The 24,991-nt window shown below is 48.5% G+C and carries 26 protein-coding genes; 13 read left to right on the top strand and 13 right to left on the bottom strand.

Translation table 11 applies throughout. From position 1 onward, the window contains the following. Positions 1-470: 470 nt before the first annotated feature. Positions 471-1,019, top strand: a complete 549-nt coding sequence (locus CBX96_RS19060) for a gamma carbonic anhydrase family protein (protein WP_086904512.1) — start codon at positions 471-473, stop codon at positions 1,017-1,019. Between the two features lie 55 nt (positions 1,020-1,074). On the opposite strand, the gene CBX96_RS19055 is transcribed toward CBX96_RS19060, so the two are convergent. Beyond that, positions 1,075-1,350, bottom strand: a complete 276-nt coding sequence (locus tag CBX96_RS19055; RefSeq protein WP_109287728.1) for a DUF1488 domain-containing protein — start codon at positions 1,348-1,350, stop codon at positions 1,075-1,077. A gap of 20 nt (positions 1,351-1,370) precedes the next feature. Further along, positions 1,371-2,249 (bottom strand): shikimate dehydrogenase, encoded by an 879-nt coding sequence (aroE, locus tag CBX96_RS19050; protein WP_109287727.1) that lies wholly within the window; start codon positions 2,247-2,249, stop codon positions 1,371-1,373. 171 nt (positions 2,250-2,420) lie between these two features. Between aroE and CBX96_RS19045 the strand changes: the two genes are divergently transcribed. Continuing rightward, the gene (locus tag CBX96_RS19045; RefSeq protein WP_109287726.1) at positions 2,421-2,858 is read left to right on the top strand and encodes a group II truncated hemoglobin; all 438 of its coding nucleotides are present in this window, start codon (positions 2,421-2,423) and stop codon (positions 2,856-2,858) included. Between the two features lie 31 nt (positions 2,859-2,889). Here the strand turns inward: CBX96_RS19045 and hemF are convergent, their stop codons facing one another. The 6 genes from hemF to CBX96_RS19015 all read right to left on the bottom strand — a co-directional run bounded on the left by hemF (position 2,890) and on the right by CBX96_RS19015 (position 7,922). Continuing rightward, positions 2,890-3,798, bottom strand: coding sequence for an oxygen-dependent coproporphyrinogen oxidase (gene hemF / locus CBX96_RS19040; protein ID WP_086904514.1), 909 nt, complete (start codon positions 3,796-3,798; stop codon positions 2,890-2,892). Between the two features lie 29 nt (positions 3,799-3,827). Further along, positions 3,828-4,394: an L-threonylcarbamoyladenylate synthase gene (locus CBX96_RS19035; protein ID WP_011620870.1), complete on the bottom strand. Its 567-nt coding sequence runs from the start codon at positions 4,392-4,394 to the stop codon at positions 3,828-3,830. 138 nt (positions 4,395-4,532) lie between these two features. Further along, the gene (locus CBX96_RS19030; RefSeq protein ID WP_109287730.1) at positions 4,533-5,096 is read right to left on the bottom strand and encodes a type I DNA topoisomerase; all 564 of its coding nucleotides are present in this window, start codon (positions 5,094-5,096) and stop codon (positions 4,533-4,535) included. Positions 5,097-5,218: 122 nt separating this feature from the next. Continuing rightward, positions 5,219-5,695 carry a DUF494 family protein gene (locus tag CBX96_RS19025; RefSeq protein WP_011620868.1) on the bottom strand — a complete coding sequence of 159 codons (477 nt, stop codon included), beginning with the start codon at positions 5,693-5,695 and terminating at the stop codon, positions 5,219-5,221. Between the two features lie 2 nt (positions 5,696-5,697). After that, positions 5,698-6,714: a DNA-processing protein DprA gene (gene dprA, locus CBX96_RS19020; RefSeq protein ID WP_023266022.1), complete on the bottom strand. Its 1,017-nt coding sequence runs from the start codon at positions 6,712-6,714 to the stop codon at positions 5,698-5,700. A gap of 83 nt (positions 6,715-6,797) precedes the next feature. Continuing rightward, on the bottom strand, positions 6,798-7,922 hold the full coding sequence (locus CBX96_RS19015) for a LysM peptidoglycan-binding domain-containing protein (RefSeq protein ID WP_109287725.1): 1,125 nt from the start codon (positions 7,920-7,922) through the stop codon (positions 6,798-6,800). Positions 7,923-8,047: 125 nt separating this feature from the next. On the opposite strand from CBX96_RS19015, the gene def reads away from it, so the two are divergent. The 5 genes from def to CBX96_RS18990 are packed head-to-tail and all read left to right on the top strand — an operon-like array spanning position 8,048 to position 13,694. Then, entirely contained in the window at positions 8,048-8,554 is a 507-nt protein-coding gene (gene def, locus CBX96_RS19010) for a peptide deformylase (RefSeq protein WP_023266024.1), read from the top strand. A gap of 15 nt (positions 8,555-8,569) precedes the next feature. Further along, the gene (gene fmt, locus CBX96_RS19005) at positions 8,570-9,526 is read left to right on the top strand and encodes a methionyl-tRNA formyltransferase (protein ID WP_109287724.1); all 957 of its coding nucleotides are present in this window, start codon (positions 8,570-8,572) and stop codon (positions 9,524-9,526) included. Between the two features lie 2 nt (positions 9,527-9,528). After that, positions 9,529-10,815 carry a 16S rRNA (cytosine(967)-C(5))-methyltransferase RsmB gene (gene rsmB, locus CBX96_RS19000; RefSeq protein WP_109287729.1) on the top strand — a complete coding sequence of 429 codons (1,287 nt, stop codon included), beginning with the start codon at positions 9,529-9,531 and terminating at the stop codon, positions 10,813-10,815. Positions 10,816-10,830: 15 nt separating this feature from the next. Further along, positions 10,831-12,240 carry a Trk system potassium transporter TrkA gene (gene trkA, locus CBX96_RS18995; protein WP_011620862.1) on the top strand — a complete coding sequence of 470 codons (1,410 nt, stop codon included), beginning with the start codon at positions 10,831-10,833 and terminating at the stop codon, positions 12,238-12,240. A gap of 11 nt (positions 12,241-12,251) precedes the next feature. Then, positions 12,252-13,694 carry a TrkH family potassium uptake protein gene (locus CBX96_RS18990; RefSeq protein WP_086904520.1) on the top strand — a complete coding sequence of 481 codons (1,443 nt, stop codon included), beginning with the start codon at positions 12,252-12,254 and terminating at the stop codon, positions 13,692-13,694. A gap of 46 nt (positions 13,695-13,740) precedes the next feature. Here the strand turns inward: CBX96_RS18990 and hemG (CBX96_RS18985) are convergent, their stop codons facing one another. Then, positions 13,741-14,295, bottom strand: a complete 555-nt coding sequence (gene hemG / locus CBX96_RS18985) for a menaquinone-dependent protoporphyrinogen IX dehydrogenase (RefSeq protein ID WP_011620860.1) — start codon at positions 14,293-14,295, stop codon at positions 13,741-13,743. Between the two features lie 198 nt (positions 14,296-14,493). Between hemG (CBX96_RS18985) and CBX96_RS18980 the strand changes: the two genes are divergently transcribed. Next, positions 14,494-14,802 carry a metalloregulator ArsR/SmtB family transcription factor gene (locus CBX96_RS18980; protein ID WP_011715321.1) on the top strand — a complete coding sequence of 103 codons (309 nt, stop codon included), beginning with the start codon at positions 14,494-14,496 and terminating at the stop codon, positions 14,800-14,802. A 54-nt stretch (positions 14,803-14,856) separates the two neighbouring features. On the opposite strand, the gene hemG (CBX96_RS18975) is transcribed toward CBX96_RS18980, so the two are convergent. The 4 genes from hemG (CBX96_RS18975) to pepQ all read right to left on the bottom strand — a co-directional run bounded on the left by hemG (CBX96_RS18975) (position 14,857) and on the right by pepQ (position 18,867). Then, positions 14,857-15,381 (bottom strand): menaquinone-dependent protoporphyrinogen IX dehydrogenase, encoded by a 525-nt coding sequence (hemG, locus tag CBX96_RS18975; protein WP_011715320.1) that lies wholly within the window; start codon positions 15,379-15,381, stop codon positions 14,857-14,859. Between the two features lies 1 nt (position 15,382). Then, positions 15,383-16,840: a TrkH family potassium uptake protein gene (locus CBX96_RS18970; protein ID WP_011624678.1), complete on the bottom strand. Its 1,458-nt coding sequence runs from the start codon at positions 16,838-16,840 to the stop codon at positions 15,383-15,385. Between the two features lie 77 nt (positions 16,841-16,917). Further along, entirely contained in the window at positions 16,918-17,532 is a 615-nt protein-coding gene (locus tag CBX96_RS18965) for a YigZ family protein (protein ID WP_109287723.1), read from the bottom strand. 15 nt (positions 17,533-17,547) lie between these two features. Then, on the bottom strand, positions 17,548-18,867 hold the full coding sequence (pepQ, locus tag CBX96_RS18960; RefSeq protein WP_109287722.1) for a Xaa-Pro dipeptidase: 1,320 nt from the start codon (positions 18,865-18,867) through the stop codon (positions 17,548-17,550). 443 nt (positions 18,868-19,310) lie between these two features. Between pepQ and fadB the strand changes: the two genes are divergently transcribed. From fadB to CBX96_RS18935, 5 genes are all read left to right on the top strand, one after another. After that, a complete protein-coding gene (fadB, locus tag CBX96_RS18955) occupies positions 19,311-21,461 on the top strand; it encodes a fatty acid oxidation complex subunit alpha FadB (RefSeq protein ID WP_023266034.1) in 2,151 nt (716 codons plus the stop codon). A 22-nt stretch (positions 21,462-21,483) separates the two neighbouring features. Next, on the top strand, positions 21,484-22,647 hold the full coding sequence (gene fadA / locus CBX96_RS18950; protein ID WP_011620853.1) for an acetyl-CoA C-acyltransferase FadA: 1,164 nt from the start codon (positions 21,484-21,486) through the stop codon (positions 22,645-22,647). 216 nt (positions 22,648-22,863) lie between these two features. Continuing rightward, positions 22,864-24,057: a diguanylate cyclase domain-containing protein gene (locus tag CBX96_RS18945; RefSeq protein WP_109287721.1), complete on the top strand. Its 1,194-nt coding sequence runs from the start codon at positions 22,864-22,866 to the stop codon at positions 24,055-24,057. A gap of 159 nt (positions 24,058-24,216) precedes the next feature. Next, the gene (gene tusA / locus CBX96_RS18940; RefSeq protein ID WP_011620849.1) at positions 24,217-24,462 is read left to right on the top strand and encodes a sulfurtransferase TusA; all 246 of its coding nucleotides are present in this window, start codon (positions 24,217-24,219) and stop codon (positions 24,460-24,462) included. Positions 24,463-24,497: 35 nt separating this feature from the next. Further along, on the top strand, positions 24,498-24,935 hold the full coding sequence (locus CBX96_RS18935) for an MOSC domain-containing protein (RefSeq protein ID WP_109287720.1): 438 nt from the start codon (positions 24,498-24,500) through the stop codon (positions 24,933-24,935). Positions 24,936-24,991 lie beyond the last annotated feature (56 nt).

Raw genomic sequence — 24,991 nt, 5'->3', positions numbered from 1 at the left:
ACTTAACTTAATAAGTCGTTGTACATATTGCTATGAACACTCATTCATTGATTTAATTCTTTGATTACTCGCCAAACGGCAGAGTAATTTCGATTAACTCAACACCTGTGAGTGTCCACACAGATTTCTTGTTTAGATTGTTAAAGAGCATTTGACCATTCACTTCGCGTTACCGCTCAGCGGGTCAGGGCTGCGTATTCTACGCATTTCCCTTGTCGCGTCAAGGCGTTTTTGCAAACTTCTTGAGGCTTTCGAATCAACTGCACATTTTGCATTCGATTCTGACTGATACTGCGTTCGCTTTCGCTGTCTGCCGTGTCAGTGGATGCGCATTATAGGCAGCAGAACTTTTTGTGCAACCCCTAAATTGAAGATAATTAGCTTTTTTACGCTGTTCGTTGGATATTTGACCTGACCAGTCAGTTTTTAGCCTTTATAATGCGAAAAACCACTCAATTAGGGACTTTTTTATGTCAGGGCCACTCAGAACTTACCAAGGGATTCATCCACAACTCGGCGATAATGTGTATGTAGACCCAGCTTCGGTACTCGTTGGTGATATCGCTTTAGATACAGACGCCAGTATTTGGCCTATGGTGGCGGCGCGTGGTGACGTAAACCATATTCGTATTGGTAAGCGCTCCAATGTACAGGATGGCAGCATATTGCACGTGACCCGTAAATCCGCCTCTCGTCCTGAGGGTCATCCACTGATCATTGGTGATGATGTGACAATTGGGCATAAGGCGATGTTGCATGGCTGCAAGGTTGGCAATCGTGTATTAGTCGGGATGGGTGCGATTATCCTCGACGGTGCCATATTAGAAGATGATGTGATTTTAGGTGCAGGTTCGTTAGTACCGCCAGGCAAGGTGTTGCAGAGCGGCTACTTATATGTCGGTAGTCCTGCAAAACAGGCGCGACCTTTAACCGAAGCGGAATTGAAGTTTTTACCCGAATCCGCGGATAACTATGTGCGCTTGAAAAACGAATACTTGGCAGAACCTCAGCCAGAGTAGTGTTGCTATTAAATTGGATGGCAGTGTTTAGGCTGCCATCTTGTTTATTTTGCTCTTAGCCTAAGTGCACTGCGCCAAACTCATCAAACTCTTCTGCTTCAATTAAGGCTTCTGCCATTTCTTCGGCATCGAATCGCACCGCATCAAATAGCGCTAACATGGCGGCCGCTTCATCGCTATTAGGCTGAGGCGAAAAGTCATTTAACTGCGCCAGCTTCTGCGCGCTGATATAACACTTAATGTTCATTCCCTGCTGCTGGGCAATAAAGCAAATGTGCTTTTGGGTTACATCCCAATGTTGCAGATCGGGGAATAAAATACTCTGATTCATCTTATCTTCCTCTTGAGCCTCTATTGCGCATCGGCCTGTAGTTTGTCCCTGAGCAATTTAAGCACTCCTGAGGTATCTGGCTCGACGCCACGCCAGAGCGCAAAACTCTTTGCCGCCTGACCGATAAGCATACCCAGTCCATCAATCACTTGCGCTGCGCCCTGTTGCACAGCCCATTGATTAAATGCCGTTGGTTTTGCGCCATACATCATATCGTAGCAAGCCGTTTTGTTGCCGATGATGGACTGTGGTAGTGGCGGTAGCTCTCCCGCTAGACTCGCTGAGGTCGAGTTAATCACTAAATCGAACTCCCCCGACAACTCTGGCATCGACAGCAACTGGAGTTTATCGCTGTAGCGCCCTTGTTGTACTTGGCTAAAAATCTCCACTAAGGCCTGCGCCTTACTTTGAGTGCGGTTAGTGATGACCAATTGACCCACTTCAGCCTTAAGCAATGGCAAGATACAGCCGCGCGCAGCGCCGCCGGCCCCCACCAAGAGCACCCGCTTATGCTGCAAACTGCCGAGATGGCGAATAAGATCGGCCACCAGCCCCAAACCATCGGTGTTATCACCATAAAGAGTGCCATCGGCCAGCAAGCTTAGGGTATTGACCGCCCCCGCCAGCGTCGCTTCGGCACTTAAGCTGTCGCAGAGAGCAAAGGCTTGCTCTTTAAAGGGAACTGTCACATTCGCGCCCTTTCCTCCCGCCTGAAAAAATGCTCGTAAACTCGCTTCAAAACCATCGATGGGCGCCAGAATCGCTTCATAACTCAAAGGCTGCTGCGTAAGGGACGCAAACTGTCCATGGATAAAGGGCGATTTACTGTGACCGATCGGATTGCCAAATACGGCATATCGATCAAGCGCTGGCGTAGTTACTGAAGGCATATCTGTCATCTGCGGGATTCTATTGGCTGTGATTGGCTTGCAGTCTAGCGTGCTTTTAGGCGGTAGCACAGCCTAATGGCGAGCCTAAGTTGTTGTACCTGACTTTAGCCTTCTGTTTCACCGTGGCATTCAGGCTATAATGCGCGCATCGATATTGTAGACAGCAATGCAGTTAGACCTATGAACTGGCTTAAAAAGATTTTTAGTAAACACACAAGCGTGCCGGATGACAGGGATCCGAATCAGTCAAATGCCTATGATTTAATTGGTGGCGACGAAGTGATCCGCGCGATTGCCAATAGTTTCTATCAGAAAATGGCAAGCTCAGAAGAAACACAAGCCTTATTCGCGATTCACCGTGCGCCGATTGCGGAGTCGGAACAGAAGCTCTATGAATTTTTAAGTGGCTGGCTCGGCGGCCCGCAGTTATATCAGCAAAAGTATGGTCATCCCGCATTACGCGCACGGCATATGCCCTTCGCAGTAGATGAGACAATGCGGGATCAATGGCTATTTTGCATGAAGTTTGCCATTGAAAAACATATAAAAAAGCCAGAGCATCGCGCCGCTATCTATGAGGCGATTTCAACTCTGGCTGATCATATGCGTAATCAGTAAAGTACTGATTACGCGACTCGTGTTAGCGTGCTTATACCCAATCTCGAGGTTTGAGGTAGTTATCGTAAAGATCTGCCTCTGGGCTACCCGCCTCTGGCGTATAAGCATATTGCCAGCGTACCAATGGCGGCATTGACATCAAAATGGACTCAGTGCGACCACCAGTTTGCAGGCCGAACAAGGTACCTCTGTCGTATACCAGATTGAACTCAACATAACGGCCGCGACGATATAACTGGAACTCACGCTCACGCTCGCCATAAGGCGTCTCTTTACGGCGCTCAACAATCGGCGCATAGGCGGTTAAGAAGCCATTCCCCACCGCCTGCATAAAATCGAAACTCTTATCGAAGCCAGCTTGGTTCAAGTCATCGAAAAACAATCCGCCCACGCCGCGGGTTTCGTTACGATGTGGCAGGAAGAAGTACTCATCACACCACTTCTTATATTTAGGATATACGTCGTCGCCAAAGGGCAGACACAGATTTTTAGCGGTTTGATGCCACTCACGCACATCTTCTTCGAAAGGATAGTAAGGCGTTAAGTCAAAACCACCACCAAACCACCAAACGGGATCCGCACCGTCTTTATGGGCAATAAAGAAACGCACGTTAGCATGGGTAGTTGGAATATAAGGGTTTTTAGGGTGAATCACTAAAGAAACGCCCATAGCCTCAAAACTGCGCCCCGCCAATTCTGGTCGATGAGCCGTTGCCGATGCGGGCATGGCTGCACCTGTTACATGGGAAAAGTTCACCCCAGCTTGCTCGAATACCGCACCTTGAGTTAAGACACGACTGGTACCGCCACCGCCTTCGGTGCGTGTCCATGAATCGGCCGCAAAGCTTGCTTGCCCATCCAACTGCTCAAGACCCGCACAAATTCGATTCTGTAGATCGAGTAAAAATGCTTTTACCACTGTCGCATCTGGCACGCTCATCTGCTTTTATCCTTTGCGTTATAAATCAGTTATTGTCCGTTACGTAATATCTTACCGCTGCGGGCATCAATAATGGTGGAGGGTTGACGCTGTTCGCCTAATGACCCTAACACTAAGGCATCAATCTTACCCTCAAAGGCATTAAGAATTTCATCACCGCTGAGCGCGGGATCTTCGCCGGCTAAATTAGCGCTAGTCGAAACCAGTGGTTTACCTAAGGCTTGGCATAAGGCTCGCACCCCTTCATGGGCGGAGACACGCACGGCGATAGAATCAAACTCACCACATAAATAGCGCGAAACATGCGGTTTAATCGGCATCACAAAGGTAAAGGGACCTGGCCATTTAGAAAAGGCAAACTCGAGTTGCTCGGCGCTCAGCTGTGACTCATCGACATAATCCACTAGTTGGGAAAACTCGCTCGCCACTAAGATAAGCCCCTTCTGCCAAGGACGTTGCTTTACCGCGAGTAATTTTTGGATGGCGGTGTCGTTGTCGGGATCGCAGCCCAAACCATAAACGGCTTCAGTGGGATAGGCAATAACGCCACCGTTTAGCACTATGTCTTTAATTTCAGATGGGTGCAGCTGTAACATCTTAATATCACCTTATGAATTGAATCGATTTCTACAAACACGTTTTGGCTTTTTTAGCGCTTGGCCACCCCATCCGTGGTCGATGGGGGATTATACCCAAGGGTGTTTATACGACCAAATCTTTAGAGCCAGATCACACTAAAGCGCGCGTTTGTATTTACAGCTTTTTTGCGGACATTCTAAACGCATCCCCGCGGCCCCTTTGCGCTCGACTAAAATACCAAAACCACAACTCGGGCAAGTTTCGGCAACGGGGGGATAATTCACGATGAATTTGCATTTGGGATACGCACTGCAGGCATAAAAACTCTTACCAAAACGGCTGGTACGATGCTCTAGCTTGCCAGTTTTGCATTCGGGACATGCAACCTCAGGTTTATCGCTCTCCTGATCTGGCCTTTCAATGTGGGTACAACTGGGATATTGGGTGCAACCGATAAAGATACCAAAACGCCCCGATTTAACCGCCAACTCATGGCCACACGCGGGACACTTGGAACCCTCAATCACTTGGGTTTCAATCGATTCATGCTGCACTAAGGGACGGGTATATTGGCAGGTGGGATAGTTGTTACAACCAATAAAACTCCCATGTTTGCTATGTTTTACCGACAACTCGCTGCCACACTCTGGGCATAGCTCGAATTCTTTTTCCAGTGCGTGCTCATGGGCACTAAATAGTTGTTCATCGATCTTAGACATAATCATTACCACCAGTCATTGCGTCTAATCCGCAGATAACTCACCACACAGGTATTAACAAGCTTATGGCATCAAAAAAGGAGGGCTAGCCTCCTTTCTCATTATTCATCACATCGCAACGCTTAAGAATGTAGCCGACCTTCTTCAGGCTGCTCAAAAATTAAATCTTCCATTTGCTCATAGGCGGACTCATGGCCGGGCGCATTAAAGAGCACCATCAGAATCACCCACTTAAGATCTTCGAGGATCAAGGCAGGCTCATCGAGCTCCATAACTCTGTCGATTACCATCTCACGGGTTTCGACATTCAGCACTTTCACTTGCTCTAAAAATAGCAGGAATCCACGGCATTCCACGTCCAGCTTTTCCATTTCTTCTTTGGTGTAAATCCGAAATGAATGCTGATCATGATTGCACAGGTAAGGCTTATCCCCTTCCTGCAACTCAGCCAGACGCTCCAACCAAGTTAAGGCTTTCAAAATCTCTGACTGGTGAAAACCAGCACGAGTGAGTTCCTTGGTTAACTCGTCTTCATCCACTAACAGTTCAACTTCACTGTGAACATAGTTTTCAAATAGATACATGAGGATATCAAACATGGCTAGCTCCTCTTTACTCTGACGTAACCACCGGGTACTGCAACAACCCAACCTTGCAACTCAAGTTCAAGCATTTGTTCTAACACCAGATCTATCGTTTTCCCACTATGTTCGACTACAGCATCAATTGTTGTAGTTTCATAACCTACACTAGCTAACAGCGATGAAAATGGCAAATCACAAATCTCACCTTGCTGTATATGGTGGCGAGTGTTGACTTCTTCAAGGTGAAACGCCGTCAAACTTACCAGCTCTTCCACTATATCGGCCGCACTCTCCACAAGTTTTGCCCCATCCCGTAATAAATCATGGCAGCCTTGATGAAAGCCGCCGAGAATCGAGCCCGGAACCGCAAAGACCTCACGCCCCTGCTCCATCGCTAACCTTGCGGTGATGAGTGAACCACTCTTACGGCAAGCCTCAACCACCAGCGTACCTAAAGAAAGACCGCTAATAATGCGGTTTCGTTTCGGGAAATTGCCTGCAAAAGGCCCTATATCCGGCCAAAACTCGCTTATTATACAGCCTTGGTGCTGAATATCCTCATAAAGCTGCTTATGTCGACGTGGATAAATAATATCAATCCCCGTTCCGAGCACCGCAAGCGTTCTTCCTCCATGGTCAACACAGGCTTTATGGGCGGCGCCATCAATCCCCATCGCCATGCCGCTACAAATACTAAATCCTAGCGCGCACATCTCTCGAGCTAACTGATAAGCAACCTGTAATCCACCGGGAGACGCATTACGACTCCCGACTATCGCGAGCGAGGGGAGCAACAGCGCCTCAACGCAGCCTTTGATAAACAAGACGCTTGGAGGATCGGGTAACTGTTTAAGTAATGGAGGATAAAGGGGATCGGTAAAACAAACGAGGTGATGCTGTTCGGACTGTTGCTGCCACTCAAGGGCGGCATCAACCCTTTGATAATCAATGACTAAGCTATGGAGTAGATTGTCAGACAAAGGGAGCGAGTGTCTCTCATGCTCCAATCTTTGCCTGAGGTCGTCCACATCCATGTGCGTTAATAATTGTTGTGTCCGAGCGGGTCCTAGCCCAGATACCGCACTTACAATTAACCAATCGACCAAATGTTCAGGGATTATTCACCTCTAAAGGCTAAGGAGTCTGGCGCAATTAATTTATCGTCGACACGTACAGAACGTTCAGTCGAGACAATCAAACCTAAGCTCGCTTTATCAAACACTTTAAAGACTAAGAGTTTGCCATGGTAAATATCGGGCATCTTGATGGCGCGATCTGACGACAGTGACGCCACCACATTGTCATAGGCGGTGCGCTCGGTCGTAGGTACGGGTTGGCCATCGTTATTAATCACTATCTCTTCGCCATCGCGGTAAATGGAGAACACTTCACCCGGCTCAACACCATCCTGAGTGCCTTTATCTAAGTACACCACATTGAGCTTACCCGCCTCGCGCATTTTCGACTCAATCGCTAGTACGGCCGCCGGCGTCTTAAGCTCAGCAGGTTTTGGCGTAAAATAGGCTGACATCAGGGCTTCGTCTTCCATAGGTAACGCCCTAAAACCCGCCTTGGTTTCACGGTAGTTACTGAGGATTTTAACCTTAGACACTTTGCCAGATTCAATCACTTGGCCAGTAGACGCCAGAATCGCTTCTTGTCCTAAGGCTACACCCGTTTGTTTATTGAAGAAGTCACGACCGCGTTCATACATACCCAGCTTTTGGTTTAAGGGTAGTTCGCTATCGATATAAATCACATCACCAACCACATGGTGACGTGAAGGACTCTCACCCGCGAGCACCATAGGTTGCTGTGCAAACCAGTCGGCATCGACCACACGGTTTTGCACTAGATAGTTTTGGATTAACGCTAAATCAACCGCAGGCACCGCATTGCTCTTAGCAATCACGCGTCCCTCAGGGGTTTTGCGAATATGGGGTTTTCCCTCGTTAGCGCCATTACGCACTAATCGGGGTTGACCATCGATAAAGACTAAAGTGAGCTGATCGCCGGGATAAATTAAATGAGGGTTAGCAATTTGGGGGTTAACATCCCATAAACGTGGCCACTTCCAAGGGTCATTTAAAAAGGTGGCCGAGATATCCCAAAGGGTATCGCCCTTCTTTACCACATATGACTCGGGATGCCCTGCTTTCAGCGTGAGAGTATCAGCGGAAACCAACGTGCAATTAAATGTCATTAACGCAAGTAAAATTAGCCGTTTCATGGTGCGGTCCATGTTGTTTAGCTCTTAAATCGAGCTTTTACTGTTATTGATAGGCACTAAAGATTAAAATTAGCCCATTAGCCTCAGTCAGTATAACCAACTGATTGAGATTTGACAGACTTGTTAAGAGTTTAAGTATGGCACTATTAAAAGTTTTACGCTTTCCCGATGAAAGATTACGAACTCAAGCGACCCCGGTCACAGAGTTTACTGCTGAGTTGCAAACGCAAATCGATGATATGTTCGAGACCATGTACCAAGAAAAAGGCATTGGTCTGGCAGCAACCCAGGTCGACTATCATAAACAACTGATCGTGATGGATTTACAAGACGAGGTCGATCGTCCTAAAGTCTTTATCAATCCCGAAATTATTGCCAGTAGCGGTGATTTCTGTAACGAAGAAGGTTGTCTGTCCGTCCCAGGTATCTATGCCAAGGTCGACCGCGCCGAGTTTGTTACCGTCAAGGCATTGGATAGACACGGTAATGAATTCACCGTTGAAGCCGATGAGCTTTTTGCTATTTGTATTCAGCATGAAATGGATCATCTCAAAGGTAAGTTATTTGTCGATTACCTGTCGCCATTGAAGCGCCAACGGATCAAACAGAAACTTGAAAAAGCGGCCAGACAGGACGCTAGATAAGCATTAGGACCAGATTTGAAACCACTCAATATCATCTTCGCCGGAACACCGGATTTTGCCGCTCGCCATTTACAGGCGCTGATCAACTCACATCACAATGTGATTGCCGTCTACACTCAGCCGGACAGACCCGCAGGGCGCGGTAAAAAACTCACCGCCAGCCCAGTGAAAGAACTCGCAGTCAGCCACGACATTCCGGTTTATCAGCCGGGCTCTCTGCGTAAAGAACCCGCGCAGCAAGAACTTGCCGCCCTCAATGCCGATATTATGGTAGTGGTCGCCTACGGCTTGATTCTGCCTAAAGTAGTGCTCGACACGCCGCGTTTAGGCTGCATCAATGTTCACGGTTCTATTTTGCCACGCTGGCGCGGTGCGGCGCCGATTCAACGCGCATTGTGGGCAGGCGATAAAGAAACCGGTGTGACTATCATGCAAATGGATGTCGGCCTAGATACCGGCGACATGCTACTGAAAACCTACTTGCCGATTGAAGATGATGATACTTCAGCCACTCTTTACGAGAAGTTAGCTCTGCAAGGGCCAAACGCACTGCTTCAAGCACTCGAAGGTTTAGCCAACGGCACGCTAACGGCTGAAAAACAAGATGAAGCCTTAGCGAACTACGCCGAAAAACTCAGTAAAGAAGAAGCGAGACTCGATTGGAGCAAATCCGCAACTCAATTGTGGCAAGAAGTCCGCGCCTTCAATCCTTGGCCTGTGAGCTATTTTGAGCACCAAGGCAATACCATCAAGGTGTGGCAGACCCAAGTCAGCACCACCAGCAGCAATGCCGCCCCCGGCACTATTATCAGCGCCAGTAAAAAAGGCATTGAAGTCGCCACCGGCGATGGTGTGTTAACTCTGCTCAGCATGCAATTACCCGGTAAAAAACCACTCAGCGTGGCCGACATACTCAATGCCCGCGCCGATTGGTTTACCCCAAACACTCGTCTTAATAACGAGGCGCAATAATGATGAACTTGCGTGCACTGGCGGCCAAAGCCATCTTCGAAGTCTTAGAGAAAGGCGTGTCACTTTCAGTTGCACTGCCAGAACAGCAAAAGCATCTAGCCAGTGGTAAAGATAAAGCCCTGCTCGCAGAGCTCTGCTACGGCGTGATGCGCACCTTGCCGCAGATCGAAAAACGCGTGGCGGAGTGTTTGGCCAAGCCGCTGAAAGGTAAGCAAAGGATCATCCACCAGCTATTAATTGTTGGCTGTTATCAACTTTACTTCACCCGCATTCCAAGCCATGCCGCCATCTCCGAAACCGCCGAGGCCTGCCGTCAGTTAAAATTTGAGGGCATGGTAAAGGTAGTCAATGGCGTGCTGCGTAATATTCAGCGCCAATTAACACCGCTAAGCACAGAGTCAGAGACCTTAAGCTACAACACGCCGGGTTGGTTAATTAAGCGCTTAAAAGCCGCTTATCCCGATAATTGGCAAGAGATAATCCAGCAAAGCCATGAGCGTCCACCCATGTGGTTACGTAACAATCGCCTCTCCCAGAGCCGCGATGCATATCTTGCCGCCCTGAGTGAGCTAGAGATAGAAGCCAGTGCGGGCCTCAGTGATGATGCCATACTGCTGGCCCGTCCAAAGGATGTGGCAACATTGCCGCGTTTCCACGAAGGTGCGGCCTCGGTACAAGATGGCGCCGCCCAATGGGCCGCGACCTTGCTGGCTCCACAAGCGAATGAACTGGTTCTCGATGCCTGTGCTGCACCGGGCGGCAAAAGCTGCCATTTACTCGAACTTGAACCCAGCATCCAACTGGTCGCCGTCGATTTCGATGCTAAACGTCTCGAGCGCGTGCAACAGAACCTTGACCGTTTATCATTAAAAGCGGAAGTTATTCATGGCGATGCAGCCAACATCGACTCATGGTGGCAGGGTGAACAGTTTGATCGTATCTTACTCGACGCGCCTTGCTCGGCGACGGGCGTAATCCGCCGTCATCCCGATATCAAGTGGTTACGCAAAAACCATGACATCGAAGAACTGGCTGAGCTGCAAAGACAAATTCTCGATCACTGCTGGAAGTGGCTCAAACCCGGTGGCACACTCCTGTATGCAACTTGCTCTATTTTGCCGCAGGAAAATCGAGACCAAATTAGTGCATTTTTAGCCAGAACCGCAGATGCTAAGCTAGACACACTTGCCCAGCAGGCTTCAAGCCAAGATATAGGTTGGCAAATCACGCCGGGACAACACAACATGGATGGGTTTTATTACGCCCGTTTATTGAAAGCGACCCATTAGGAAGTAAGCAAGGCCATGAAAATTATCATATTAGGTGCGGGTCAAGTCGGGGGAACCTTGGCCGAAAATTTGGTGGGTGAAAACAACGATATCACCATAGTCGATAGCGACAAATCCAGATTACGCGCCCTGCAGGATAAATATGACCTTCGCGTCGTGGCGGGCCACGGTGCCCACCCCGATGTTCTAAAAGAGGCTGGCGCCGAAGATGCCGACATGCTGATTGCTGTGACAAACAGCGATGAATGCAACATGGTCGCCTGCCAAATGGCCTACAGCCTATTTGGTACACCGACTAAAATCGCCCGTATTCGCTCTGAACCTTATCTGGCAATGCGCGATAAATTATTTATCGACAGTGAAACCAAAAATAGCGAGGGGCGTCCTCGCGGTGGTTTTGTGATCGATGAACTTATCGCACCTGAGCAGTTAGTGACCGCTTACATTCAACGTTTGGTTGAATATCCAGGGGCGCTGCAAGTGCTCGAATTTGCCGAAGGCCGTTTAAGTTTAGTTGCGGTTCGCGCCTATTACGGCGGCCCTTTGGTCGGTAATGCCTTGGCCGCGCTTCGCGAGCATATGCCAAATATTGATACCCGGGTGGCGGCGATTTTCCGCCAAGGTCGCCCTATCATGCCCCGCGGTACGACTATTATCGAAGCCGATGACGAAGTGTTTTTCGTGGCCGACAGTCGCCATATCCGCGCGGTGATGAGTGAGATGCAAAAGCTGGATAACTCCTACCGCAATATCATGATTGCTGGCGGTGGTAATATCGGCTTAGGCCTGGCTAAACGCCTCGAACGCACCCACTCAGTCAAGCTGATTGAACATAAGTTTGAACGCGCCGAAACGCTCTCTGAACAGCTTGAAAACACTACAGTATTTTGTGGTGACGCCTCAGATCAAGAGTTGCTGCTCGAAGAACATATCGACCAAACTGACGTGTTTATTGCCGTCACCAACGACGATGAAGCCAACATCATGTCCGCCCTGTTAGCGAAACGCATGGGGGCGAAAAAGGTGATGGTGCTGATCCAACGCGAAGCCTATGTGGATATTGTGCAGGAAGCGAATATCGATATCGCGATTTCACCCCAGCAGGCGACGATTTCAGCCTTACTAACCCACATCCGCCAAGGCGATATCTGTAACGTGTATTCCTTACGCCGCGGCGCCGCCGAAGCGATTGAAGCCATTGCCCATGGCGACTCCAGCACCTCTAAGGTTGTTGGCAAGGCGATTGGTGATATCAAGCTGCCGCCGGGAACCACCATTGGCGCCATAGTGCGTAACGAAGAAGTGCTGATGGCCCACGACAAAACAGTGATAGAACAAGGGGATCACGTGATTCTGTTCCTCGTGAACAAAAAGTTTGTCGGCGAAGTCGAGAAACTGTTCCAACCTAGCGCCTTCTTCTTCTAAGTCATCATCTTATGCTGAACTTTAGACCGCTATTGTTTATTTTGGGGCTGTTTCTGTCGATGTTAACAGCCTTTATGTTAGCGCCCCTGCTCCTTGCCGTATTCAATGGTGAGGAAACCGTGGGCGCTTTCATGCTGTCGGCTTTAGTCACTGGGATTTGCGCCAGCCTCTGTTTGCATAACGGCCAGAGCAAAACCATTAACCTCAATATTCGCGATATGTTTCTGCTCACCAGCCTCACTTGGCTGATCGTGAGCCTGTTTGCCGCCATGCCTTTTACCTTGTACCACGGCATTGGCTATACAGACGCCTTCTTCGAGACCATGTCCGGCATTACCACCACTGGTTCAACCGTGCTCTCGGGCTTAGATACTATGGACCACAGTATCTTAATCTGGCGTTCGCTGCTGCAATGGCTAGGCGGTATCGGCTTTATCGTGATGGCGGTGGCGATTCTGCCCTTCTTAAACGTCGGTGGTATGCGGCTGTTCCGCACCGAGTCATCGGATTGGAGCGATAAGGCGGTGCCCCGCACCCAAAACATGGCTAAGCATCTCTTTTTTATCTATATCTTGCTGACCGTGATGTGCTGTGTTGCCTACCATCTTGCAGGCATGACTTGGTTTCAAGCCATTAACCATGCGATGACCACACTGTCGACGGGCGGCTATTCGACCTCAGATAACTCGATGGCGGCGTTTTCGAACTCAGCCCATTGGGTTGGTGTAGTGTTTATGGCAGCGGGAGGCTTACCCCTGCTGATGTTTGTGCAGATGATCCAGCAACGAGACTTCACCGTCTGGAACGATGCTCAAGTCAAAGGTTTCTTGTTTTTCCTCACTTTTGTGTCTTGTTTTATTGGCTTCTGGCTGTGGCAAACGCGGGATATCGCCCTTATCGACGCGCTGCGCCTCTCCAGCTTTAACGTGGTTTCAGTGGTCACCACCACAGGTTATGGTTTAACCGACTACGGCGCCTGGGGCGCGTTTGCGAATATCGCGTTTTTATTCTTAATGTTTGTCGGTAGCTGCTCGGGCTCCACCTCTGGCGGGATTAAAATCTTCCGCTTCCAAATTGCCGGCGCCATTATGCGCGAGCAGTTAAAGCAGCAATGCCATCCCAATGGCATCTTCCGGGAGCGCTATAACAACCGTCTGATCAGTGAAGATATTGTGCGCTCACTGATCACCTTTGTGCTGCTGTTTATGTTTGTGATTGTTGGACTCTCGGTGATTCTTGTGCTGACGGGGCTAGACCCCATGACCAGCTTTACCGGCGCTATTACCGCAGTCACCAACGTAGGCCCTGGGCTTGGCCCCATCATTGGTCCTGCGGGTAACTTCTCGACGCTGCCCGATTTGGCTAAATGGGCACTTTCTTTGGGTATGTTGCTCGGCCGCTTAGAGATTTTAACCGTGGCTGTACTGTTCCATCCCAGTTTTTGGAAATACTAATCGTATCAGTCAAAAACTAAAAATGCGCTCACAGAGCGCATTTTTATTAGGCGGGTTCAGTAACCTCGGCCAAGGTTAGCAGATGGTCGGCATAGACCTTCACATCTTCCCAGTCGGTATAATCGATCACCGCCTTAGGATCCGTTGGTCCTTTGGTGATTTTCATAATCAACTGGATCATCAGTCTGTCGTACCAGGGCCACGAGGGGTAATCCACCTTACCGGCGATAATCTTCAAATCGGCGGGAGTCCAAGGTGATAACGCGATGAATTTTTGCAGGTATTTGTTGTTCTCTGGGATGCGTTTCTCTGGGTTACGCGCCACCACGTTGACGCAGAAGAAACTGTTTGGCAACGCACTTAAGGCCGGAGCGTGTTGCTCTATAAACTGAAATACACTCTTATCGTAGGTACCATAGAGTACACAAGCCCCTAGCGCTACCAGTTGATAATCGGGCCAGTTAATCTTGGTTGCCGCCGCACTATTAATATCCACCAAGTCCACCTTGGCGCCACGCAGCGTGAGTTGTTGCGCAATCGCATTCGCTATCTTGGCCGTATGGCCACCACGGGTAAAATAAAGCACCAGAATGCGTGTCATGGGGTATTCCCGTTCCGTTAAAGTATGTCACCATTGTGGCAATCATTGGTTAAATAAACCCCTGATAGGATCACAAATCAGCGTTGTCTCATATTCTGAAATGCAAAAATTGAGATCTGAATTGCCGAGCAGTATGATTGCGTATAGAAATATGTTCAATTAGAATTATCTAATCAAAAGCGATAAAGTGAGTACCTTATGCAAAATGATATTGATGTAAATGCAATGGTAACTAATGCGGAAAGTGCGGCTAAATGGCTCAAAGCCATAGCGAATCCTTATCGCTTAATGATTTTGTGCCTATTGCTGGATAAAGAGCTGAGTGTAACTGAGCTGAATGCAACTGTGCCCTTGAGCCAGTCGGCGCTATCACAGCATTTGGCGGTGTTACGAGCCGAAGACTTAGTCGATACCCGTAAGAGCTCGCAGATTGTGTATTACAAGCTTAAGAATGAGCAGGTCACCCAAGTGATTTCGATTCTCCACAGCCGTTACTGCGCCGTATAAATCGTGTCTGGTGGTAACAATAAAGCCCTAGCATAGACTAGGGCTTTATCATTTTTATAGCTTGCTAAAGTGTGCCCCAAAGGCTTCGACTTTACCCCAGTCGGTAAACTCGAATGTGCCCTTCAGATCGGTCGGTCCCTTTGTCATCCACATGATGAAACGGATCATAGTACGGTCGAATAAGCCGTATTTAGGGTAATCAATCTTGCCCGCAAACACCGCCAATTGCTGTGGCTGCCACAGGGATAATTTGAGGAACTTTTGCATGTAAGGATTGGTTTCTGGCGTGTTCTTTAATGGCTTACGTGCCACCACATTCACGGTAAAGAAGCCGTTGATTTTACTGTCCAGCACAGCATGATTGCGATTCACAAACTGGTAGAGATCGGGCCTATGTTTGCCATAACGAATGCTCGCACCAATCAACACTTTATCGAAATCGGCAAGGCTTAAGGCTTCGGCCTGTTCTAAGGTCACTAAAGACACCTGCTCACCCGCTTGTTCGGCAAGCGTTTTGATTTTGCGGCAGATTTCCAGTGTTTGGCCATCAATTGTCGAATAGATGATTAGTGTCTGCATGTTAATCCCTCCAGAAAGTTGGCGTGAACAAAATCAGCAAGGTAAAGACTTCGAGGCGACCAAATAACATGGCTACCACCAGCACCCATTTAGCACCATCACCAATACTGGCGTAGTTACTTGCGACTTCCCCAAGACCCGGACCGAGGTTATTTAAGCAGGCTGCCGTAGCACTAAAGGCGGTAATATCATCCAGCCCCATAGCCATCAGCGCTAACATACACAGCACGAAGACTAAGGCATAGGCGGAGAAAAATCCCCACACGGCATCGACAACCCGGTCAGGCAGCGCCTTGGAGCCGATACGAATCGAGAACATCGCCTTAGGGTGAACGAGTCGTTTAAGTTCGCGTGAACCTTGTAACAGCAACAGGATAACCCGGATCACCTTAATCCCGCCCGCAGTTGAACCACCACAACCACCGATAAAGCTTGAGAAGATCAACAGAATAGGCAGGAACAGCGGCCACATATGGAAGCTTTCGGTACCAAAGCCAGCGGTTGTCGCCACCGAAACCGCTTGGAATAAGGCGTGATCTAAGGTTTCCTCTGGCGAATCATAAATCCCTGAATGATAAAGGGTTAAGAAACAAATCGCCGTCAGCACCAACTGAATCGCCACCAACATCTTGAACTCGGTATCTCGAAAATAGACTCTAAAATTGATCCCGCGACGCGAAAATGCCGCAAAGTGCACGCTAAAGTTCACCGCCGAGACAATCAAAAAGAACACGCAAATCAGGTTGATCACTGAGCTGTCGAAGTATCCCATACTGGCATCGTGGGTCGAAAAGCCCCCGATGGCGATGGTCGAAAACGAGTGACACACGGCATCGAAAACGCTCATTCCCGCCAGCCAATAAGCGCCAGCACAGGCAATGGTTAGCAATAGATAGATGTACCATAACGCCTTGGCCGTTTCGGCAATCCTCGGCGTCATCTTACTGTCCTTCACAGGCCCAGGAATCTCGGCGCGATACAGCTGCATGCCCCCAACGCCCAGCACTGGCAGAATCGCCACGGCTAGAACAATGATCCCCATACCGCCGAGCCATTGCAGCAGATGTCGATAAAACAGAATGGCCTTAGGCAAGGAGTCCAGCCCGACAATGACTGTGGCTCCCGTGGTGGTCAGTGCAGAGAATGATTCGAAAAAACTGTCGGTCCAGCTGAGATCGGGTTGGCTTGAGAAGATAAAGGGTAAGGCACCGATAGAGCCAAGAACGGTCCAGAACAGGACCACAATCAGAAACCCCTCGCGGGTTCGCAATTCCTCTTTACAGCGACGATTAGGATACCAGAGCCAAAAACCGATAAATAAGCTGACAAAAAATGCCTGAATAAACGCAGTACCACCGCCATCGTTATACCAAATGGCGATTAAGGCTGGCGGCAGCATAGTGATGGAGAACAGGCCGATAAGCAGACCTATGATTCTTATTATGGTTTTGTATTGCATTCCGCGTGTTCAATTATTCCATTGGCTGCAAAGGTATTTTCAGCATTTTGCATATTTTGGCATAATTTACGCAGGCATCACAGCTCAAACTCTGCGCGCAGGCTGCCCTGACTCAAAGTTGCCAGCGATTCATTCAATATGCCCTGCTGCTGTTTACCTATTTCAAAATGGATATCAACGGCTTCGGCAAATTGCTTATTGATGATCACCGCTTCTAACTGCTGCAGTAAATGCTCAACATCCCTTAATTGGGTGTAATCACAATGCAGTTTTGCCGGATAACGTAATTGCTTTACTCGCGTCGGCAATTGCCCTAAACCTTGGCGTAATCCCGAGGTATAGGCACGCACTAAACCGCCTACGCCTAACTTAGTACCGCCATAGAAACGCACCACAACGGCACCGACTTCACCAAGATTCGCGCCTTGTAATACTGCGAGCATTGGACGACCTGCGCTGCCCGCTGGCTCACCATCGTCACTCGAACCGATGGCAATGCTGTCGTTAGGCGCTCCTGCGATAAAGGCATAGCAGTAATGGCTGGCGCCGGGATGATCTCGCTTTATGTCAGTAAGTACTAACTTCAGTTGTTCTAAACTCGTGCAATGAAATAGAAAAGAGATAAAGCGACTATGCTTTATCTCTTCTTCTATCTGCACACTTTCACTCGGTATCAGATAACTTTCGAGCACTCACTCTCCCTAAACTCACGCTAAGCCCAGTTCGCGGGTCATATTTTCGTTTCGATCTTGATGCACAATCACATTGTCCTCGATACGAATACCACCGAAAGGTCGCAGCTCATCAACGGTGCGCCAATTGATCTGCTGGCCACGGCTATCTTGTTTTAGCTCATTGAGTAAAGTGTCGATAATGTATAATCCTGGCTCCATCGTAAGAACTTGATTTGGCGCTAAAATACGGGTGCAACGCAAGAACGGATGGGCTTCTGGTGCCGGAATATGGGTACCACGCTCATCGAAGGAAAAACCTCCCACATCATGCACTTGCAAGCCTAACATATGGCCGAGTCCGTGGGGGAAGAAGGCGCTGGTTATGCCTTGGTCGACTAAGCCTTGGGCATCGCCCGTGGCTAACTCAAAATCCAACAACATTTGCGCGACTTTTCCATGGGTCGCCAAGTGTAAATCGGGATAACGCACACCTGGGCGCATCATATCGATCAGTTCGAGCTGCGCCTTGTTCATGGCAGTGATCAATTCATCGAAACGATTCTTCTCAAACGCATAGGTACGAGTAATATCCGACGCGTAGCCAAAATAACTGGCGCCCGCATCGATTAAAAAAGATAAACGCCGCGCAGGATTTTGATGCTCGAGCGCGGTGTAATGCAAAATCGCCGCATTTTGGTTTAAGGCAATGATATTACCGTAGGGCACTTCGTTCTCGCCCTGTCCCACGGCAGATAAATACTGCTGCTGAATTTCAAACTCGCTGGCACCGTTATAGAAGGCATTTTTAGCCGCTAAATGCCCTTGCACCGCGATCTGGTTCGCACGGCGCATACATTCGAGTTCATATTCGGTTTTAGTGGTACGGTGGAAATGCAGATAGCTCATCACAGAGTCTGGATTGCGACTGGTGAAACCCAGTACCTCAGCCACATCTAAATGCTCACCCAAATAAGCCCAGTTGGTGATATCGCTAGGCAATAGCTCGGCAACCTTATCGGCCTTAGTGAGTAACTTGATCTCAAAATGCTCGGTCCAGAACATCTCCGGCACGTCAGACACCTTATGCCAAAAATCCACTGGGCGATAAAAAATCATTTGCGGCTTATCGCGACCATTCACCACTAACCAGCAGTTAGGGTTATCCAACACAGGTAACCAGGCCTTGAAGTGGGGATTGGCTTTAAAAGGGTAATTAATGTCGTCCAAAAACATTCGATGTGGCTGACCCGAGTGGATCACTAAACCTGATAATGCTTCACGCGATACAATTTCAGCGACTCGACGATTAAGCTCGGCGATGTGGGCATGATAGTGATGAGCCAAGTGATCCATGTGTCATATCCTGTAATGAACGATCGTTAATAAAAAAAACACAAATCTGACAAAGCCATACAGGCTCAGTGTTTTCCTTCGCTAACGCCCTATTATTCCATGGGGTAGCAAATTCTCGATTCAAGCCTATGCTTTTAATTCTAAAAATAAAATTATCCATTTAGCCAGCGAGCAATACCGCTAAAGTACAAATTCCCACCATGTACTCTTTGGCGTAATCTGGCACTTCTACACTTTGTGCAGTGTATCACAAAGCTGAAAATTCACTCTAGCCGACAAGAAATTAAACAGTCGTTTAAATTGGGTGTTGTAATTTATCGAATTTCGAAGCACACTGGCACACAACTGGTCAAATGATGGCCGAAGCTGCTGTGAGATAGAGAGTCGTACTAACACCAACAGATAATGGTGGGTATCACTTTTAAGCCAAAAGGAAGCAAGCAATGATCTACCAAAGTCCTACAATTCAGGTTGAGTTACTCGAGGATAATATTGCCAAGCTGTGCTTTAACGCACCCGGTTCGGTGAACAAATTCGACAGAGAAACACTCGCCTCACTCGATGCCGCATTAGATAGCATTAAACAACAATCAAACATTCAGGCTTTAGTGCTGACCTCAGGTAAAGATACCTTTATCGTGGGTGCCGACATTACTGAATTTTTAGGCTTATTCGCACAGGATGATGCGGTACTGCTCTCTTGGGTTGAACAGGCCAACGCCGTATTCAACAAACTCGAAGATTTACCTTTCCCAACCGCTTCAGCGATTAAAGGTTTCGCCTTAGGCGGCGGTTGTGAAACTATTCTGGCAACGGATTTCCGTATCGCCGACACCACAGCCAAAATCGGTCTACCCGAAACCAAACTAGGTATTATCCCAGGCTTTGGTGGCACAGTGCGTTTACCACGTGTGATTGGTGCGGATAACGCCCTTGAGTGGATCACCACGGGTAAAGATCAACGTCCAGAAGATGCCTTAAAAGTAGGCGCGGTTGACGCCGTTGTTGCGCCAGAGGCTTTAGAAGCTGCCGCCATTCAAATGCTTAAAGACGCGGTTGCAGAAAAGCTTGATTGGCAAGCCCGTCGCCAACGTAAGATGTCACCACTGACCTTACCAAAACTCGAAGCCATGATGTCTTTCACAACCGCTAAAGGTATGGTTTTCTCTGTCGCTGGCAAACATTATCCTGCACCAATGGCGGCGGTAAATGTAGTTGAGCAAGCGGCGACCAAAGGCCGAGCCGAAGCGCTGCAAATTGAGCATCAAGCATTTATCAAGTTAGCGAAAACCGATGTAGCCAAAGCGTTGATCGGTATCTTCTTGAATGACCAATTAGTAAAAGGCAAGGCTAAGAAAGCGGGCAAGCTCGCTAAAGATGTGAAAAGCGCCGCCGTATTAGGTGCTGGTATCATGGGTGGCGGTATCGCTTACCAAAGCGCCAGCAAAGGCACGCCAATCGTGATGAAGGATATCGCTCAACCAGCATTAGATTTAGGTTTAGGCGAAGCCGCAAAACTGTTATCTGCGCAAGTTGCTCGCGGCCGCTCTACCCCAGAAAAAATGGCTAAAGTGCTGAACAACATCACTCCAGCCTTAGACTATGCACCAGTGAAACATGCTGACGTGGTTGTTGAAGCCGTTGTTGAGCATCCAAAAGTGAAGGCACAAGTACTGGCGGAAGTTGAACAATACGTGAGTGAAGATGCGATTATCGCCTCTAACACGTCAACCATTTCAATCAACCTGCTCGCCAAGAGCATGAAAAAACCTGAGCGTTTCTGCGGTATGCACTTCTTCAATCCAGTGCACAAAATGCCATTGGTTGAAGTTATTCGTGGCGAGCACAGCTCAGAAGAAACCATCGCATCTGTTGTCGCCTACGCCAGCAAAATGGGTAAAACCCCAATCGTTGTAAATGATTGCCCAGGTTTCTTCGTTAACCGTGTACTCTTCCCTTATTTTGCTGGCTTTAACGGCCTGCTCGCCGAGGGTGGCGACTTTGCCGCTATCGATAAAGTGATGGAAAAACAATTCGGCTGGCCAATGGGCCCGGCTTACCTGCTAGACGTTGTCGGCCTAGACACAGGTCACCACGCGCAAGCGGTAATGGCCGAAGGCTTCCCCGATCGTATGGGCAAAACTGGCAATGACGCGATTGACGTGATGTTCGAGAACAAACGTCTCGGTCAGAAGAATGGTAAAGGCTTCTACGCTTACTCTGTAGATAGTCGCGGTAAGCCAAAGAAAGATGTCGACCCAACCAGCTACGAGCTGCTGAAGGCCGCCTTTGGTGAGCAAAAAGCATTCGATGCGGATGAAATCATCGCCCGCACTATGATCCCAATGATTATCGAAACCGTTCGCTGTTTAGAAGAAGGCATTGTGGCATCACCTGCCGAAGCGGATATGGGCTTGGTCTATGGTTTAGGTTTCCCTCCATTCCGTGGTGGTGTATTCCGTTACTTAGATACTATGGGCGTAGCGAACTTTGTCGCCTTAGCAGACAAATACGCTCACTTAGGTGGTTTGTATCAAGTCACCGACGCCATGCGTGCCCTTGCAGCCAACAACGGTAGCTACTACCAAGCCTAATTAGCGGGAAAGGAATTTAATTATGAAACAAGCTGTTATCGTAGATTGCATTCGTACTCCTATGGGCCGTTCTAAGGCTGGGGTGTTCCGTAATGTACGTGCAGAAACACTCTCTGCCGAATTAATGAAAGGTCTATTACTGCGTAACCCGCAATTAGATCCCAATACTATTGAAGACGTGATTTGGGGCTGCGTGCAGCAAACCCTAGAGCAAGGCTTCAACATTGCCCGTAACGCATCATTGCTGGCAGGTATTCCGAAGACGGCTGGCGCCGTGACAGTCAACCGCTTATGCGGTTCTTCAATGGAAGCCATCCATCAAGCCGCTCGCGCAATCATGACTGGCATGGGCGACACCTTTATCATCGGTGGTGTTGAACACATGGGCCACGTGCCAATGAACCACGGTGTGGACTTCCACCCAGGTTTAGCCAATAACGTCGCTAAAGCCTCCGGCATGATGGGTTTAACCGCTGAGATGTTAGGTAAGCTTCACGGTATTACCCGTGAGCAGCAAGATGCCTTTGCAGTGCGTTCACACCAACGCGCTCACGCTGCCACTGTTGAAGGCCGCTTTGCCAAGGAAATCTATGGCATCGAAGGCCATGATGCTAACGGCGCGCTGATTAAAGTGCTGCACGACGAAGTGATTCGTCCAGAAACCTCAATGGAATCATTAGCGGCGCTGCGTCCTGTATTCGACCCTGCAAACGGTACAGTGACTGCCGGTACCTCTTCGGCATTATCTGACGGCGCTTCGGCTATGTTAGTCATGGAAGAATCTAAAGCGCGCGCTTTAGGTCTACCAATCCGTGCCCGTATCCGCTCAATGGCGGTTGCAGGTTGTGACGCGGCAATCATGGGTTACGGTCCAGTACCTGCTACTCAAAAAGCACTGGCTCGCGCAGGCATCACAGTCAATGATTTAGATGTTATCGAACTGAACGAAGCCTTTGCCGCACAATCTTTACCCTGCGTGAAAGATTTAGGTCTGCTGGATGTGGTCGATGAGAAGATTAACCTCAACGGTGGCGCTATCGCTCTTGGCCATCCACTGGGTTGCTCTGGTGCGCGTATTTCGACGACGCTGATCAACCTGATGGAACACAAAGATGCGACCTTAGGTTTAGCCACTATGTGTATCGGTTTAGGCCAAGGTATTGCGACCGTTTTCGAACGCGTTTAATCCCTAACCCCCATTCTTTAAAAGCCGGACTCAGTTCCGGCTTTTTTATTGCTTTCATTTCGTATTACTCACACCGCCTCATCAATTTGAAAATCGGGTAGTTTTCGACTTAACTTGGTAAATATCCTTAGTGCACTTATCCGCGTTTAACCGTCATAACACGGCGTAACCAAAGGCAAGGATGCTTTTCATCATTTACGCGATGAGGGAGTTATTATGCTGCAAACGGAGCAAACGCTTTTCGAACAAATGCGGATCACTGAGCTTGAGATTGATTTTCGCAAATCCTTGTTCTCTTTTACCTTGGCGGATGTCAGAGCGCTTCAATCTTTCAAGCCTGTGATTGAAGCGAACATAGACAAAATTGTTGATGACTTCTATGGCCTGCAAACCAGTGTATCTGAGATTGCATTGTTGATTGGTGACTCCGACACTCTGGCTCGTTTACGTACCGCTCAGAGACGCTATGTGCTCGACCTATTTAATGGTGTGTACGATTTAGAATATGTAAACAACCGTCTAAGGATTGGCTTAGTACACAAACGTATCGGCGTCGAACCCAAACTCTACCTCTCTGCCGTTCATACCCTAAAAGAGCTGATTTATGCGGAGATTAATAACTCGGTTAAAGACGCCGCTCAAAATGAACGTATTAGAATCGCCATCGACAAGCTAGTGCTTTTCGATGTTACCTTAGTGTTTGATACTTATATTCGCAGCTTGGTTTCTGAAATTGAGAACGCCAAAGACAAGGCGGAACGTTACGCTCAAAGCATGGAAAGCAAAGTCAAAGAGCGCACACAACAACTCGAAGAGTTATCTCAAACTGACCCATTAACCGGCTTGCTTAACGTGCGTCACTTGCAGGAATTTGCCACGCGTATCCTAAGAGCCGCACAAAGACGTGCTGAGCCTGTAAGTGTTATTTATCTCGATGTGGATGACTTTAAACACTTTAATGATAGCCAAGGCCATAGAGCTGGAGATGAAGTACTCAGAGCCGTCGCTCAATCAATAAAGGAAAGTACCCGAGCGGAAGACCATTGTTTTCGCTATGGTGGTGATGAGTTTTGTATCATCATGCCCAACTGCCGTGAGGAACAAGCCAGAGATCATTTTATCAAACGCTTTAACCAGAATATCAAGCGCCACCTGAATAACATCTCATTAAGCTTTGGCATCGTCGATACTGGTCCCTACGACTACGATGATGCCAATACCCTAATCCATAAAGCCGATCAAAAAATGTATAGCTACAAACGCGCACGAGCTGCCAAATCACAGTTACCAGCGACGGCGGCCAATGATTTAAAAACCGAGATGAATAACATAGAGACTCTAAACCTCGACGCAGCAGAATCTTGCCCCCATGAATCTGCTGCACCAATCATAGATAAAATCGCCGAATAATGATGTTGTTCCACGTGGAACATTTCGATGGTTACGAGCAAACATCTGCTTGGCCTGAAGCAATTCCAGCCCCATCACAAATTCAGGCCATCAACTTGGTTTATCCAAATCACTGGAGTAACATTAGCCAATTCTGTTTAACCGTTCACTCGAGGTCACATGAACGACGTTTTCTCAACCGCACAACACAAACTGGATGCTCTTGGTTTACGCTGCCCTGAACCGGTAATGATGGTGCGCAAAACGGTAAGACAAATGGCACAAGGTGAAACCCTGCTTATCATCGCAGATGATCCTGCGACCACACGTGATATTCCCAGCTTTTGCGAATTTATGGACCACACACTGATCGCCAGTGAAACCAGCCAAACACCCTATCAATATCTAATTAAAAAGGGACTCTAAGTCTCTGCATCGACATTAGGATAAGGACATCAAACATGCCGAAACTAGTTGCTATTGCCTACAAAACGGTTAAACGCGGGCCAATGAACGAAGTGCTATGCGCGAATGTCACCCAGCATAGCGGCGTCGAAAAAGATGTATTTGGTCGCCCGGGTAAACGGCAAGTCACGGTACTGTCGCTGCAGCAGTGGCAAATAGCTTGTCAGAGCATAGATGCAAATTTACCTTGGACGACTCGCCGAGCAAACCTATTAGTCGATGGATATAGTTTTGGGGCGGCTGATGTGGGCAAGCAGCTCCGCATTGGGGATCTCTGCCTCGAAGTAACTGGTGAAACCGATCCCTGTAAAAAGATGGAACAGGCTCATGCAGGCTTGGAATCCGCGCTAACTCCCGATTGGCGAGGCGGCATCACCTGCCGTGTCATCAATGACGCCATGATCCACATCGGCGACCCCGTTACATTAGACTAATCACCACTCGTGGAGAGTAAGCACATGACTCTCCCACAGCTTCCCCCCTCAGCTTC

This window comes from Shewanella sp. BC20 (genome assembly GCF_003129585.1).
In the GTDB taxonomy this organism is placed as follows: domain Bacteria; phylum Pseudomonadota; class Gammaproteobacteria; order Enterobacterales; family Shewanellaceae; genus Shewanella; species Shewanella seohaensis.
Note: the sequence above shows the minus strand (reverse complement) of the source record. Positions and strands in the feature narration are given on the sequence as shown.

Excerpts from the sequence above, each read along its gene's own strand:
- CBX96_RS19045 (WP_109287726.1), top strand. The coding sequence starts at position 2,421 with ATGAACTGGCTTAAAAAGATTTTTAGTAAACACACAAGCGTGCCGGAT.
- hemF (WP_086904514.1), bottom strand. The coding sequence starts at position 3,798 with ATGAGCGTGCCAGATGCGACAGTGGTAAAAGCATTTTTACTCGATCTA.
- CBX96_RS18980 (WP_011715321.1), top strand. The coding sequence starts at position 14,494 with ATGCAAAATGATATTGATGTAAATGCAATGGTAACTAATGCGGAAAGT.
- CBX96_RS19055 (WP_109287728.1), bottom strand. The coding sequence starts at position 1,350 with ATGAATCAGAGTATTTTATTCCCCGATCTGCAACATTGGGATGTAACC.
- aroE (WP_109287727.1), bottom strand. The coding sequence starts at position 2,249 with ATGACAGATATGCCTTCAGTAACTACGCCAGCGCTTGATCGATATGCC.
- CBX96_RS18990 (WP_086904520.1), top strand. The coding sequence starts at position 12,252 with ATGCTGAACTTTAGACCGCTATTGTTTATTTTGGGGCTGTTTCTGTCG.
- CBX96_RS18945 (WP_109287721.1), top strand. The coding sequence starts at position 22,864 with ATGCTGCAAACGGAGCAAACGCTTTTCGAACAAATGCGGATCACTGAG.
- hemG (WP_011715320.1), bottom strand. The coding sequence starts at position 15,381 with ATGCAGACACTAATCATCTATTCGACAATTGATGGCCAAACACTGGAA.
- CBX96_RS19035 (WP_011620870.1), bottom strand. The coding sequence starts at position 4,394 with ATGTTACAGCTGCACCCATCTGAAATTAAAGACATAGTGCTAAACGGT.
- hemG (WP_011620860.1), bottom strand. The coding sequence starts at position 14,295 with ATGACACGCATTCTGGTGCTTTATTTTACCCGTGGTGGCCATACGGCC.
- CBX96_RS19060 (WP_086904512.1), top strand. The coding sequence starts at position 471 with ATGTCAGGGCCACTCAGAACTTACCAAGGGATTCATCCACAACTCGGC.
- CBX96_RS18935 (WP_109287720.1), top strand. The coding sequence starts at position 24,498 with ATGCCGAAACTAGTTGCTATTGCCTACAAAACGGTTAAACGCGGGCCA.
- def (WP_023266024.1), top strand. The coding sequence starts at position 8,048 with ATGGCACTATTAAAAGTTTTACGCTTTCCCGATGAAAGATTACGAACT.
- fadB (WP_023266034.1), top strand. The coding sequence starts at position 19,311 with ATGATCTACCAAAGTCCTACAATTCAGGTTGAGTTACTCGAGGATAAT.
- CBX96_RS19030 (WP_109287730.1), bottom strand. The coding sequence starts at position 5,096 with ATGTCTAAGATCGATGAACAACTATTTAGTGCCCATGAGCACGCACTG.
- dprA (WP_023266022.1), bottom strand. The coding sequence starts at position 6,714 with ATGGATGTGGACGACCTCAGGCAAAGATTGGAGCATGAGAGACACTCG.
- rsmB (WP_109287729.1), top strand. The coding sequence starts at position 9,529 with ATGAACTTGCGTGCACTGGCGGCCAAAGCCATCTTCGAAGTCTTAGAG.
- fadA (WP_011620853.1), top strand. The coding sequence starts at position 21,484 with ATGAAACAAGCTGTTATCGTAGATTGCATTCGTACTCCTATGGGCCGT.
- trkA (WP_011620862.1), top strand. The coding sequence starts at position 10,831 with ATGAAAATTATCATATTAGGTGCGGGTCAAGTCGGGGGAACCTTGGCC.
- CBX96_RS19025 (WP_011620868.1), bottom strand. The coding sequence starts at position 5,695 with ATGTTTGATATCCTCATGTATCTATTTGAAAACTATGTTCACAGTGAA.
- tusA (WP_011620849.1), top strand. The coding sequence starts at position 24,217 with ATGAACGACGTTTTCTCAACCGCACAACACAAACTGGATGCTCTTGGT.
- CBX96_RS19015 (WP_109287725.1), bottom strand. The coding sequence starts at position 7,922 with ATGGACCGCACCATGAAACGGCTAATTTTACTTGCGTTAATGACATTT.
- CBX96_RS18970 (WP_011624678.1), bottom strand. The coding sequence starts at position 16,840 with ATGCAATACAAAACCATAATAAGAATCATAGGTCTGCTTATCGGCCTG.
- pepQ (WP_109287722.1), bottom strand. The coding sequence starts at position 18,867 with ATGGATCACTTGGCTCATCACTATCATGCCCACATCGCCGAGCTTAAT.